Source organism: Roseofilum sp. (genome assembly GCF_982964205.1).
In genome coordinates this window covers 1-12,118 of the sequence record NZ_CEZBFX010000135.1, presented here as the reverse complement: position 1 = coordinate 12,118, position 12,118 = coordinate 1, and the positions used below count along the sequence as shown (strand labels likewise).

Sequence of the window (12,118 nt, the reverse complement as noted above, 5' to 3'; positions counted from 1 at the left end):
CTTTACCTTCCCTCTTATTCTAGCCCTCTTTCGGCAGAGTGACAAAAGAGGGGTAAACGAATGCAGCGATTTTTCCGCTCTTCTGAAATGGAGATGGATAAGTTCACACTGATGGTAATGAGCATCGCTTAAATCCCTCAACCCTGGATGTTAAGCATTGATAGGACGAACGGGTCATTCGGCAAGACCCACTTCAATATCCTGATGCTGTCTGTGGTGCATGAGGGCATTGGCTATCCCTTGATGTGGACAATGCTGAAGAAAAAGAAAGGCAACAGTAACAGTGAAGAGCCCATGGACTTGTTGGAGCACTGTGAAGCCCTCTTTCCTCAGGTCAAGATTGCCTACCTCACTGGTGACACTGGTGACCGGGAGTGTGTGGGCAAGCCTTGGCTCTCATTCCTGATGCTCGACGAATTCCTTTCATTTCACCGATAGAGAGCGTCTGTCTCAGTTTCTAGCTCTTTGAGCCCTGGCATTTGTCTCGACGATGAAGGCCGGAATCTGGCGACAGGGTCAAACGCCGATTCGTATCATTGAAGCTCATGGTCGCCATGCCCGTAGTTTGTTTCGCTATGGTTTTGACCTCCTGCGCCACTTTTTCATTGACCGACTTTTTCTTATTATTCAGCAAGCCCTAACTAGATTGGGAAAAGCATTGTTCATCGTTTCTCGCCTATTTTTAAGGCATTTCATGGGAATGCTCTCACATGAAACATCCCTGCTTTTTTACCAGGTCACTCGGCCTTCTAATTTTCTGAGTAAACTCGGCCCAATTCCTGACACTCGATCTAAATCTTCGAGGGAGGTAAAGGGTTGCTGTTGACGGAAAGCAATAATGCGTTGCGCTAGGGTTTCTCCAATTCCGGGTAGGGCTTCTAATTCTGCTTGGGTAGCAGTATTGAGATTAACAAGTTTTCCGCGAATAGGGTTGTCAGTTTGGGCTTGGATTTGGGGACAGTCTTTCTGTTGACGGGCGATTTGCTCAGAAATGCGCTCCGGAAGGGTGAGGTTGGCGCTGCGGTAAAGGCGCTGAAATTCGCGGTCAAAATGGGCGGCAACGGTAGGGTTGGTGAGGATAAGGACGGTTTCATCGTTTTTATGATTGGCGGCTTTTGACCAATTTTGCGAGCCGGTAATGACTGTTTTTTGGTCAATGACGGCGAATTTGTGGTGTAGTTTGTCTCCAATGGGTAAATTGGGTGTGCCTACGGTAGTAATCTTGGCTCTCCAGGGGCGGTTGTCGGGTTCGGTTTTACATTGACGGGCGATCGCCAGCCCCAACATATCTAGACCTTCGCTATAGTATCGATAGGCAAAAGTGCGATCGATCAACGCCCGAACTTGAACGCCATTTTGATGTTGGATGTGCAAAATATTGGCTAAGGGTTGCTCTGAGAAAACGTAGAGTGCCATATCGACTGTGTTTTGAGCCGTTTTCAATGTTTTACCGATTAAACCATTGGGGCTGTTTGTCCATAACTCGGAGCCAGAAATGGGAGAAAATTGAACGGAGACTGGAGTATTTCCTACAACAAGACTTTCCGCAGAACGTAAGGGTTTTTGCAGTCCAAATTCAGGGTCTAAAATCCCTGAACTTCCCTCTCCCCAGAGAATATTAAATTCTTGGGTAAATTGCTCTGAAAGTTCGCGACTTTGTATGGTTAGCAAATGATTGGCATTGCCGCGACTGTCTGGATTGTAGAAGTCTCCATGAATACCACTGGTGGTAAAATTAGCTGAACCAACAATCAGCCGAGAGTTATCAATCACCACAAATTTATGATGCATTAACCCACTGCCCTTCGATCCATCTGCCGTATCATCAATGACCGGAATTTTGGCATTGCGCAGGATAACGAGGGCATCTCTTTGGTTAATTTCATCGTTAGAAAGTTGACCATCTTGATTGATATCGGCAAGTTTCACAAATTCCCGATATCGGTTTTGATCGTCACGATCGAATTGGGCAATTTCGCGAGGTGTAAAATCGCTCCAAGGGCGCGAATAAGTATTTTCTAAGATAATCCTAATTTTGACCCCGGCTTTGGCTTGAGTAGCGAGAGCTTGGGCAAGTTGAGGGAGACGAAACTCTTGAACTGCGATATCTATGCTGGTTTGAGCTTGATTAATTTCTTCAATAATCACCGCTTCTAAGTTATCGCCTAATCGTGTAATCTGGCGATAGGGTTCCGTATAGCTGGAGGCTTCAGAAGCGTTAAAATAAACTTGAATAAACGGATCTTGAGGGAGAGGCTCAAGGGAGGTAATCTCTGGAGATTCGGGTTTACATCCAGCTAACAGAAGACTCAAGAGTAAGAGTAATTTACTGATATTTCGCCACCAGTTCCTCAAGGGGGGTTTGCTCATACACTTCAAAAGGTTGATGAATCCAGGGATTATCTGTCAAATAATCCATATAATAATCCGGCGCAAAGACCGAGCAAGATTTATACCATAATACGGCCGTGCGGATCTCATTGGGGCGATCGCCCTCCTGTTCTTGTTCTTGGTAATGTTTCAACCAAGTGATACTTTCTTGTAGGGAAATCCCGGAGTCCACCAAATCATCCACCAACAAAATTGGAAAACTTAAACCCTCAGTAGTCATGCTCAGATGCCGAGAAAACTGAATTTGACCCCGTGTCTGATAATCCGCGCCCGTGTAGGATGAAGCAGAAAGAATCGCTAAGGGTTTCCGATATAATCGACAGAGAATATCTCCCACGCGCAAACCGCCCTTAGCAATACAGACAATTTGATTAAATTCCCAACCCGATTGATAAATTTGGGCTGCCAATTGTTCAATCTTTTGGTGGTATTCTGACCAAGAAACAAATAAATCAGACATGACAGGTGTAAGGGAAGGGTATCAAGGGAGCATCATAGAATATTTATTCTCAGGGACTCCGAACCAGATGGAGACCCAATTATCCCATATTTATTGCGTACTTTCAGCATATCTTACTCATGACCTCTGAGAGCAAAGCATCGCTATCACCCTTGACCTGGCTACACAAACTATCCTATGGCATAGGAGATTTAGGCCCAGCCATTACTGCCAATCTCCTGGTTTTTATCTTTTTACCCTTCTTAACGGATGTAGCCGGTCTCAGTCCAGCCTTAGCCGGTCAAGTCTTAATGATTGGTAAAATCTGGGATGCCATTAACGATCCTATCATTGGCTTTTTAAGCGATCGCACCCAATCTCGATGGGGAAGACGACATTCTTGGATGATTTGGGGTGCGATTCCCTTTGGCCTCTTTTTCTTCCTCTGTTGGATTGTCCCCCCCTTCGGGGAATGGGGCACTTTTTGGTACTACGTCGTTGTGAGCATCTTATTCAATCTGGGCTACACCATGGTGAACTTGCCCTATGTCGCGCTCACCGCTGAACTAACCCCAGATTATAATGAACGCACAACCCTGAATGGATTTCGCTTCACCTTCTCCATTGGTGGTAGTATCTTTTCCTTAATGTTAGGATTAGTCCTCTCCTTACTCATCAAAGATCCGCAACTCCAACATCTAGTACTTGCTGCTTTAGCGACTATATTATCGGTAATTCCCATCTATTTATCGGTTTGGGGCACGCGGCAACCCGTAAAACGCTTAGAACAACAAAGACAAGCCACCCATACTGAAGTCTCTCTTCCCCTAGTCGATCAAGTCAAGATTGCTTTTAGCAATACGCCCTTTTTATTCGTCATGGGGATTTATTTATCCTCCTGGTTAGCCATTCAAGTGACAGCCACCGTGCTTAAATATTATGTGGTGAGTTGGATGGGATTACCTGATTCTCTCTTTTTCCTGGCAGCTTTAGGAGTACAAGGAACAGCTCTAGTGATGCTCTCTGTGTGGAGTCAAGTCAGTTACCGTTTAGGTAAAAAAGCCGTTTATTATCTTGGTGGTGGGTTTTGGCTGATCGCTGAATTGGGGTTATTCTTGCTCCAACCCGGTCAAGTGGGCTTAATGTTCTTGTTAGCGATTATTGCCGGAGTTGGAGTGTCTGTGGGTTATTTAATTCCGTGGTCAATGCTCCCTGATGTAATCGATCTCGATGAATTGAAAACGGGTCAACGTCGGGAGGGAATTTTCTATTCCTTCATGCTGGTTTTACAAAAAATGGGGCTTGCCCTGGGTTTAGCATTGGTGGGACAGATTTTGGAGTGGTCGGGATATCAATCGGCGATCGCCGGATCGACCCCTTCTATCCAACCGGATTCTGCCCTATTAGCGATTCGTTTGTGTATTACCCTGCTTCCCCTTGCCTGTGTGGTACTGGGGGCAATCTTAGCGTACTTCTACCCCATTACTCGAACAGTTCATCAAGAGATTGTACTCAAGTTGGAACAGAATCGAAAATAAGAGCTAAAGCCCGACAACAATTTAGAACATCTCTATTAATTGCTCTTTCGAGCAATTAATGAGATAAAAAATCCCACATTTTCCCCAAAAAATGGGATTTCACACCTTAAAAATAGGCAATAAATTATGGGCAATATTTTGATTTTAATCCCCTACATAGAAGCGCCCTTGATTGTTAACCCGCCTTGTTCTATACTCTGGAGCGAAAAGTCTCAAACTCAAGGGTGATAATCATGGATCTCGATCGCCGGCAAGGCCGAATGCTCCTCGCTCATAATTTTGCTTTAACCGATGCGATCGTCCCCGAAATCTCCCGGGAAGCATTTGCCGCTATTTTTCTAGAAGGATTGGGCGATCGCGCCGATATCAAAGGTCGTGCTTTAACTCACGCTCATTGGATGGTTGAAATTCTCTTTGACTCGGAACAATTAGAACCCCAACAAGTGGGCGAAATCTGCGCTGCAATTCTCGCGGAAACTCGCAAAGAACAGAAAGTATCCGCAAAGAGTTCTTATGATATCCTGGTGCTCGCCGGACAGAAACAAACGCCTGCCACCCGTTCCGATCCCGACACGTTGAAAACAGGTGAATGGGGGGTTGATGTCGTTGAAACCGAATCAATTCCGGATTTTCTCACCTCAATCGGTTGGCAGGAAGAAAACAATCACAAACCCACTATTTTTCGCGTTGAAGTTCGGATATAACCTCGACCCAGTTATTCGTGGTATGGGATTGATGGGTTAAGTCCATCAACAGTTGGGAGTATACCCCTTCTCGTAGGGTGGGAACGGTGGGTTGCTCCGGATAGTTTTCGATGCTCTCTACCCAAGCATCAACGACGCGCATAAAAGCGGCAATCCGTCCATCAGGATAGGTTTGGGGAAATTCTAGCCGTTGGGGAATCTCCAGTTGGCTCAGGGATTCGCCAAATTTGGCTCCTTGTAGGGTAAACCCATAGATATAGTCTTTTTGATTGGAACTCCCCAGAATTAAGGTAGCGCGATCGCCATAAACTTCCACCCAATGCCCCCGTCCTTGATATGCAACCGAACTGAGCGACACTTGACACGGCGTACCATCAGCCAGTTCCAGCATCAATAAACAGGTATCATCCGCGTCAACTGGTTTGAGTTCCCCTGTCGTTGGATCTCGGCGTTGGGAAATCGCAGTACTCAAACGAGCCGATAGCCGCTTGATGTCTCCAAATAGCCAAGCAATATAGTCAAAAGCATGGGAACCGATCGCCCCTAATACTCCCCCCCCTTTCTCTTTTTGAGAATACCAATTCCAAGCACGGTTGGGATCGGAGCGAGAAGGAACCAACCAATCAATTTTAATGAACCGTTTTTCACCCACATAACGATCGGCCAGAAGTTCTTGAAACCTTTGCCAGGCAGGGACAAAGCGAAATTCAAAATCCATCGCCGCCACGACTCCTTGCGATTGAGCCAATTGGTACAGGTCTTGGGCAGAATCAACGGAAAGCGTCGTCGGTTTTTCCAGTAATAAATGTTTTTTGGCATTGAGAACCGTTTTCGCCATCTCGTAGTGCAGGAAAGGCGGGGTAGAAATACTAACGGCCTCTACGTCTGGTAAATTGGCGATCGCCTCCACCATATCCACAGCATGGGGAATGTGATGTTGAGCGGCAATTTTCTGAGCAGTGGCTAGATCGTGATGATACACTGCCACCACTTGAGTCCGATGGTGATGCTCAAAAGCAGGAATATGGACTTTTTGACCAAATCCTGTGCCCACAATGCCGATACCAACAGGAGACTGATTCATAGAATGTGAAAGATTACGTCTTATGGTGAATTATAAGGCCATAGAGAATAGACAAAACCCAGTTGTGCCCTTTCCCAGAACCGTATATTTTTGAAAGGAGATCACAACTACACCCACCCAAACTGATTATGGCCAGCAACAAGCCCATTTTACAAAAAGGTGACGGCATCTATTACCCCGACCTCAAAGAACCGGTCAAATACCTGCAAAACTTGCTCAAGGAAGCAGGGATATTCCAATCGACCGATCCGATTGATGGTCTCTTTGGTTCAGGCACAGAACAGGCAGTCAAAGCATTCCAGGCGAAGAAAGGCTTAAGAGCGGATGGCTTTGTCGGGCCAAACACCTGGACAGCTTTAGAGTCAGCCACCCCAAAAAAACTGCGCTATCCCGTATTACGGAAGGGCGATGGGATTACATTCACAGACTTAAAGGATGAGGTGAAAATCCTGCAAGAATTGCTGAAAAAGGCCCAGATGTTACCGGCTGATTCTTCCCTAGATGGTCTATTTGGCAATGATACTGAATCGGCGCTCAAACAATTCCAGAGAGCTAACAATCTCGTCGATGATGGGGTAGCCGGACAAAAAACCTGGTCCGCCTTATCGGATGAAGAGGTAGAAACCTATTTACCCTATGGCAATTTACTGTTGTCCATCGATCTCGATAAGGTGATTTACTCTATTCCTTATCCCGATGTGCGATCGTATGCGTGGGATTCGATTCCCATGATTATTCGGGAAGCTGAGGCGGCTAATGTGACCGATAAGGGACAGATTGCTTATATTTTGGCCACTGCCGAGCATGAATCTCGGTTAGGTAAATGGATGGAAGAGTTTGCCAGTGGCTGGGCTTATGAATATCGCTCAGATTTGGGCAATACTCAGTATGGAGATGGGCCTCGTTATAAGGGACGGGGGTTTGTGCAAATTACCGGACGGCGCAATTATACAGATTGGTCAAATCGGTTGGGGATTGATTTGGTGGGAAATCCTGGTTTAGCCAAAGATTGGGAGATTGCTGCCAGGATTCTGGTGATTGGAATGCGCGATGGAACGTTTACGGGATATCGCTTGGGCCATTTTATTGCGGGAGCAACGAGAGAGTTTCGCGGCGCTCGGCGGATTATTAATGGTTTAGATCGTGCCGGACTGATTGGGGCGATCGCAGAAGAGTATGGCAGAGTTCTGTAGCGTCTATCGCGATCGTTCTATGAATACATTTAGATTAGCTCCTGTCAAGTGGATGGCTCTTTTGATGGTCGTCACTCTTGCTGCGTGTCAAGATGCCCCCGTTTCCCGCTCTTCCGCTTCTTCTGGAGTGTCAACATCTCAGGAATTTTCTGGGGGAGCTACTCCCCCAGTTCTGACGGCTGAGGCTAAACTTCCCCATGGGGTGTTTGCACCAATTTTATCGGAGTTGAACCAGAAGACTCAGCTACCAGTTGTTTTACCCAGTTGGCTTCCTGAAGAGACGGAAACTTCTCCAGTGTTTGCTATCCCGACAGAAGTGTCTGCTTCTGAATATCAAGTTTTGCTGGCCTTTAGTGCGGATTGTAATGGTGGAACTGCTTGCCGTTGGGGAGAAGTGTCTGGTCAAATGGGGCCGTTGACAGCTCCAGAAGGAGGAGAATCGATTACTCTGGCACAAGGAATTAAAGGTTATTTTGTTCCTGCTACTTGTGGGGCTAATTGTTCCGATGCTGTGGTGATGTGGGAACAAGCTGAAGGACACTATCGTGTGGGCTTGAAAGCTGGAGATAAGGAAGAGTTAATCGAGATGGCAAATTCAGCGATCGCCGCCACTCCCTAGACTTGAAGGAAGAGCGATCGCCGATCATCATGAAGATAGAACCCATTAAAACCGAATCCCACATTCGGTTTTATGACTACCTCTCCATCGCTTGAGAGTTTCATCTTCGACTGGTTTGGGAATTAAGGAGGTGGTTGGGCGATCGCTAATGTAGGGATAACCTTGGTCATGGAGGGGGTTATACCTCACTTCATGTTCGTAGACATAAGCCCAAGTTTCCCGTCCGCGCCAGTAGGCGAGAGGGTTGATTTTCAGCCGTCCCATGGGATCGAGTTCTAGGACATTGATCTGATGATGGCTCGTCATTTGATCGCGTCGTCTTCCCGTCAAATAGGCGATCGCTCCTAAATCTTTGAGTCCTTGTTCTAGGGGTTCGCGACGGGTTAGAGTCATAAATCGTTCTAAGTCATTTTGCCATAGGGCTTTACCATAGGACTTCTCAAACGCTTTGCGTGTCGCCATCTTCGCCATTGTATAGACTTTCAGCTCTAGGTCATAGCAGGGTTCTATCTCTGAAATAAACGCTAGAGTTTCGGGAAAATGATACAACGTATCGACAAACAGTACCGGAATTTTCTGCTCTGGACACAGATAGCGATACAGCATATCTGTAATCACCATATCATCTACGTTAAAAATACTTGCTTGTACTAAACCCGTAGGAAAGTTCTGCAAGCACCAACCGATGATATGTAAAGGATGGGTATGGCTGAATCGGCGATTAAGTTCCTGTAAGTCGAGGTTAGTGTGAACTTGGCCTAAAGTTGCAGTCAGATTGGTCATGAAGACTGAATACCCTTTATGATGTGACCTCCATTCTTTAGTTTACCTTAAGATTGTGCCCATAGGTTTTTGATTTGTCCTGTGACTTTCTGCTAGGGAAACAGAACGTTAAGTGAGATAATCACAGGGTAATGGGTTGTGAAATTGCCGATCATGCGCTTAATATTATACAGTAAGCCCGAATGTCATCTCTGTGAAGGATTACAAGAAAAGCTCGAACAAGTACAGAATATTACCTTTGAGTTAGAAGTTCGGGATATTACCACCAATGACACTTGGTGGCAAGCCTATGAATATGAAATACCCGTTTTAGTGCTTGATAGCAATCCTCCTCAGCGCTTACCCCGTCTCTCTCCAAGGGGAACGGTTGCCCAACTCGAGAAGATGTTGCAGCGCTTTGCTCTGTAGAAGGAGACTGTTTTAAGGGAATGATTTTACTATTCGAGTGAGGACAATACGGAGAAATAGGAACGCCGAGAATGGCATGACTCTATGGATGCTCAATCCTAAAAAATTATTCTCTTAGTCAGGGAGTCAGCAGTGGGGAGTTCGATCTCTACCTTGCTCAGAAGAGAACTTCGCGTCACAATAACTAGAAGAGAATCAGTGTATGAATGTCAAGCTTACCTGACTTCAAGTCCATTGAGGAAATCATTTTTAATTGAGTTATGACCATTGCTGCACCCCTGACAGCTCAACCGACTATTCACCCTCACCCAACCTACAAAACCGATATCGCTATTGTGGGTGCAGGAATTGTGGGAGCCACGTTAGCTTGTGCCTTAAAAGACTCTGGCTTAAACATTACCCTGATTGAGACTCAACCCCAAGAGAAAGCCGCATCTAAGCGCCAAGCCTATGCCCTTACCTTGATGTCTGGGAAGATTTTTGAACGATTAGGGGTTTGGCAAGAAATTCTGCCTCAAATCGTCACGTTTAACCAGATTCAGATATCTGATGCCAATCGGTGGGTAGTGAATTTAACGCCAAATGATTTAGGTATGGATCGTCTGGGTTATGTGGGAGAACATCGAGTCATTTTAACCGCGTTGCAACGGCAGATTAATCAATCCAATCAGATTCAATGGGTATGCCCAGGACAGGTGCAAGAAATCAGATATTTTGACAATTTTGCTCAGGTTTGGGTCAACTCAGCCGAACATTCGGAACCGGTGGTGATTGAGAGTCGGTTAGTCGTGGCGACTGATGGAGCAAAATCGCCTATTCGCCAAGCAGCAGAAATTTCGACCCAAGGATGGCGGTATTGGCAATCTTGTGTTGCGACAACCATTAAAACAGAAAAACCCCACAATAATGTGGCTTTTGAACGGTTTTGGTATACCGGCCCTATGGGGGTTTTACCCTTACCCGGAAATCGGGTACAGGTGGTTTGGACGGCTCCCCACGAACAAGCAGAGGCGCTGCAACAGTTAGATGAGGCTGAGTTTTTGCGTCTTTTGGAATATCGGACCGATGGTATTTTGGGACGGCTAGAATTTGATGGCCCCCGGTTTGTGTTTCCGGTAAAATTAATGCAGTGCGATCGCTACGTCGGTCATCGTCTTGCCCTAGCTGGAGATGCAGCCCATTGTTGCCATCCCGTAGGAGGACAAGGGCTGAATTTAGGCATTCGTGATGCGGCTGCGTTAGCTGAAATTATTAAAAATTCCCATACTCAAAACAAAGATATCGGCAACTTAGAGAACCTCAAACCCTATCAACAGTGGCGCAAACCTCAAAATTGGATGATTCTCGGTTTTACCGATTTCTTAGACCGGACATTTTCCACCGACTGGTTCCCCGTAGTCTGGACGCGCCGTTTAGGACTACTCTTCTTACAGAAGTTTCGTATCGGTCGCACTCTTTCTCTCAGATTAATGACTGGTTTAATGGGACGCGCTCCAGAAATCGATTAAAAGTTAATCTCAGAAAGAGAACCCATTCAATTGTCTCTTGTAGAAAGTCAGCACAACCATGAAAAGGAACATGAAACGTATTGGCTTGGCCTTGGTCATGGCGATCGGCACGGTTCTCTTTTTTTCCTCCCCTGCCCGATCTCAGGTTCACTGTACCCAACTCTCCCATTGGTCAGCTACCAACCCACCAGTCAGTCAAACTCACATCTTTTGTGGCGAGTGGGATAGCCGACGTGGCAGACCCAAAGGGTTCCACTCACAACCCAATGGCATCAGTCCGCGAACCGTCGCCAATTTTCAGATTACCCAGCGAGCCAATGCTCAGGGCATCTATGGTGCAACTTGGGGCTACGCGGGACAAGCGGGAAGAACGAAATTCTCCACCATGTTTCCCGATCGCTGCACCCAGCAGGAAGTGCTAAATTCAATCTTGTATGCCGCTGCCCATCGGCAAAGTTGTCCGGGGAGCGCCCCCGATTGGGCGTGGTGTGGGCGGAGTGCCCCCGCCGCCGCCGCTCAAGGCTATTGCAACGGCGATGACAATAACGTTTTTACTATTGCTGGGGCTTCCTTGAGAAACGGCAACATTAATACCGCATTCCCCTTGCGCTAATCTAAGTTTGCCAATCTCCACAAATCCATCGTTATTTTGAGTTACAACCTCTATCAATAAATGTCTCAAACTCCTTTTGAATGGCCCGGTTACTTGGCAACGAACCCTGCCCACCGTCGGGTGAGCGCGTTTTTGGTTGTGGACATTCAGCACAGTCCAGAATGGGCACAGGATTTAGCTGAAAAAATTGAAGCAGTGATGTCCGGTAAACTGCGTCAATGGGAGCGTACCGGTAATGCTTTTCATCTAGAGCTATCTACCCGTGGTGCTTCGATTGAGGATCTCGTAGATGAGTCTATGCCAATACAAACCGTTTCTCTTGCTGAATTTCGCCTGGCAGTCTTAACCTGGCTTCAGCAGTTATCAACCTAATTGGATAGCGTCGCTTATCGCCTTCACCCCTTGTCCTAACTGTAAAAGTTCTACATTCCTTTATTTCGCTTCGAAGTCTGAAAAGTACAAGGATTAACAAAGCAGATACAAAACAAGCTAAAGGTGTCCGGGTTAAGTTCCATTGATTCCAACGAGGTTCAAAATCTAGACGCGCAGACTCGTGCATCGCTTCATCCATCCGATCGACATTCAAAGCTTGGAGTTGTTTATTTAAGGGGATGTTAATCGTAAAAGTCGGTAACTGGACACCCAAAAGATAAGTCAGCAAAGCGAGGACGATTAGCCCTTCGTCAACTCCATCTAATTATCCAAGACTAAGAAGGCTCGAAGCCACTAAAAAGATAATCGAACCGAGCCAAAGAAAGACAAAAATCGGCTGATTATTTTGGATACAGCGCTTTGCGCTGTATTGAGGTACAGTATTTAATCTATGGGTTAGAATTGT

Annotated in this window: 13 protein-coding genes and 1 pseudogene; 9 read left to right on the top strand and 5 right to left on the bottom strand. The window is 46.2% G+C overall.

Features of this window, described 5'->3' with window-relative positions; translation table 11 throughout:
• Positions 1–54 precede the first annotated feature (54 nt).
• A pseudogene (locus tag AC3A14_RS21760) lies at positions 55–604 on the top strand (transposase family protein); the annotation flags it as partial.
• Between the two features lie 125 nt (positions 605–729).
• Here the strand turns inward: AC3A14_RS21760 and AC3A14_RS21755 are convergent.
• Positions 730–2,370 carry a phospholipase D-like domain-containing protein gene (locus AC3A14_RS21755; protein WP_318735221.1) on the bottom strand — a complete coding sequence of 547 codons (1,641 nt, stop codon included), beginning with the start codon at positions 2,368–2,370 and terminating at the stop codon, positions 730–732.
• Positions 2,327–2,851, bottom strand: a complete 525-nt coding sequence (locus tag AC3A14_RS21750; protein ID WP_318719035.1) for a phosphoribosyltransferase — start codon at positions 2,849–2,851, stop codon at positions 2,327–2,329. The genes AC3A14_RS21755 and AC3A14_RS21750 overlap by 44 nt, the downstream gene beginning before the upstream one ends.
• A gap of 119 nt (positions 2,852–2,970) precedes the next feature.
• Between AC3A14_RS21750 and AC3A14_RS21745 the strand changes: the two genes are divergently transcribed.
• Complete coding sequence (locus AC3A14_RS21745) at positions 2,971–4,368, top strand: MFS transporter (protein ID WP_413039160.1); 1,398 nt, start codon at positions 2,971–2,973, stop codon at positions 4,366–4,368.
• A 233-nt stretch (positions 4,369–4,601) separates the two neighbouring features.
• On the top strand, positions 4,602–5,072 hold the full coding sequence (locus tag AC3A14_RS21740) for a DUF2656 family protein (protein ID WP_318719038.1): 471 nt from the start codon (positions 4,602–4,604) through the stop codon (positions 5,070–5,072).
• On the opposite strand, the gene AC3A14_RS21735 is transcribed toward AC3A14_RS21740, so the two are convergent.
• Positions 5,044–6,156 carry a Gfo/Idh/MocA family protein gene (locus AC3A14_RS21735; protein WP_318719039.1) on the bottom strand — a complete coding sequence of 371 codons (1,113 nt, stop codon included), beginning with the start codon at positions 6,154–6,156 and terminating at the stop codon, positions 5,044–5,046. The two genes, AC3A14_RS21740 and AC3A14_RS21735, sit on opposite strands and share 29 nt — an antisense overlap.
• Positions 6,157–6,284: 128 nt before the next feature.
• Here AC3A14_RS21735 and AC3A14_RS21730 point away from each other — a divergent pair, with 128 nt between their 5' ends.
• Both AC3A14_RS21730 and AC3A14_RS21725 read left to right on the top strand, forming a co-directional pair.
• Positions 6,285–7,349 (top strand): peptidoglycan-binding protein, encoded by a 1,065-nt coding sequence (locus AC3A14_RS21730; RefSeq protein WP_318735223.1) that lies wholly within the window; start codon positions 6,285–6,287, stop codon positions 7,347–7,349.
• Positions 7,333–7,968, top strand: coding sequence for a hypothetical protein (locus tag AC3A14_RS21725; protein WP_487779159.1), 636 nt, complete (start codon positions 7,333–7,335; stop codon positions 7,966–7,968). Before AC3A14_RS21730 ends, AC3A14_RS21725 begins: the two co-directional genes overlap by 17 nt.
• Before the next feature lie 45 nt (positions 7,969–8,013).
• Here the strand turns inward: AC3A14_RS21725 and AC3A14_RS21720 are convergent, their stop codons facing one another.
• Positions 8,014–8,751 (bottom strand): phosphoadenylyl-sulfate reductase, encoded by a 738-nt coding sequence (locus AC3A14_RS21720; RefSeq protein ID WP_318735230.1) that lies wholly within the window; start codon positions 8,749–8,751, stop codon positions 8,014–8,016.
• Between the two features lie 153 nt (positions 8,752–8,904).
• Here AC3A14_RS21720 and AC3A14_RS21715 point away from each other — a divergent pair, with 153 nt between their 5' ends.
• The 4 genes from AC3A14_RS21715 to AC3A14_RS21700 all read left to right on the top strand — a co-directional run bounded on the left by AC3A14_RS21715 (position 8,905) and on the right by AC3A14_RS21700 (position 11,652).
• On the top strand, positions 8,905–9,159 hold the full coding sequence (locus AC3A14_RS21715; protein WP_413038741.1) for a glutaredoxin family protein: 255 nt from the start codon (positions 8,905–8,907) through the stop codon (positions 9,157–9,159).
• A gap of 260 nt (positions 9,160–9,419) precedes the next feature.
• Positions 9,420–10,667, top strand: coding sequence for an FAD-dependent hydroxylase (locus tag AC3A14_RS21710; protein WP_318735236.1), 1,248 nt, complete (start codon positions 9,420–9,422; stop codon positions 10,665–10,667).
• Between the two features lie 70 nt (positions 10,668–10,737).
• Positions 10,738–11,280, top strand: a complete 543-nt coding sequence (locus AC3A14_RS21705) for an EndoU domain-containing protein (RefSeq protein ID WP_318735238.1) — start codon at positions 10,738–10,740, stop codon at positions 11,278–11,280.
• A gap of 60 nt (positions 11,281–11,340) precedes the next feature.
• On the top strand, positions 11,341–11,652 hold the full coding sequence (locus AC3A14_RS21700) for a hypothetical protein (RefSeq protein WP_318735242.1): 312 nt from the start codon (positions 11,341–11,343) through the stop codon (positions 11,650–11,652).
• Here AC3A14_RS21700 and AC3A14_RS21695 read toward each other — a convergent pair.
• The gene (locus tag AC3A14_RS21695; RefSeq protein ID WP_413039257.1) at positions 11,576–11,953 is read right to left on the bottom strand and encodes an anthrone oxygenase family protein; all 378 of its coding nucleotides are present in this window, start codon (positions 11,951–11,953) and stop codon (positions 11,576–11,578) included. The two genes, AC3A14_RS21700 and AC3A14_RS21695, sit on opposite strands and share 77 nt — an antisense overlap.
• Between the last annotated feature and the right edge of the window lie 165 nt (positions 11,954–12,118).

Excerpts from the sequence above, each read along its gene's own strand:
- AC3A14_RS21755 (WP_318735221.1), bottom strand. The coding sequence starts at position 2,370 with ATGAGCAAACCCCCCTTGAGGAACTGGTGGCGAAATATCAGTAAATTA.
- AC3A14_RS21750 (WP_318719035.1), bottom strand. The coding sequence starts at position 2,851 with ATGTCTGATTTATTTGTTTCTTGGTCAGAATACCACCAAAAGATTGAA.
- AC3A14_RS21745 (WP_413039160.1), top strand. The coding sequence starts at position 2,971 with ATGACCTCTGAGAGCAAAGCATCGCTATCACCCTTGACCTGGCTACAC.
- AC3A14_RS21740 (WP_318719038.1), top strand. The coding sequence starts at position 4,602 with ATGGATCTCGATCGCCGGCAAGGCCGAATGCTCCTCGCTCATAATTTT.
- AC3A14_RS21735 (WP_318719039.1), bottom strand. The coding sequence starts at position 6,156 with ATGAATCAGTCTCCTGTTGGTATCGGCATTGTGGGCACAGGATTTGGT.
- AC3A14_RS21730 (WP_318735223.1), top strand. The coding sequence starts at position 6,285 with ATGGCCAGCAACAAGCCCATTTTACAAAAAGGTGACGGCATCTATTAC.
- AC3A14_RS21725 (WP_487779159.1), top strand. The coding sequence starts at position 7,333 with ATGGCAGAGTTCTGTAGCGTCTATCGCGATCGTTCTATGAATACATTT.
- AC3A14_RS21720 (WP_318735230.1), bottom strand. The coding sequence starts at position 8,751 with ATGACCAATCTGACTGCAACTTTAGGCCAAGTTCACACTAACCTCGAC.
- AC3A14_RS21715 (WP_413038741.1), top strand. The coding sequence starts at position 8,905 with ATGCGCTTAATATTATACAGTAAGCCCGAATGTCATCTCTGTGAAGGA.
- AC3A14_RS21710 (WP_318735236.1), top strand. The coding sequence starts at position 9,420 with ATGACCATTGCTGCACCCCTGACAGCTCAACCGACTATTCACCCTCAC.
- AC3A14_RS21705 (WP_318735238.1), top strand. The coding sequence starts at position 10,738 with ATGAAACGTATTGGCTTGGCCTTGGTCATGGCGATCGGCACGGTTCTC.
- AC3A14_RS21700 (WP_318735242.1), top strand. The coding sequence starts at position 11,341 with ATGTCTCAAACTCCTTTTGAATGGCCCGGTTACTTGGCAACGAACCCT.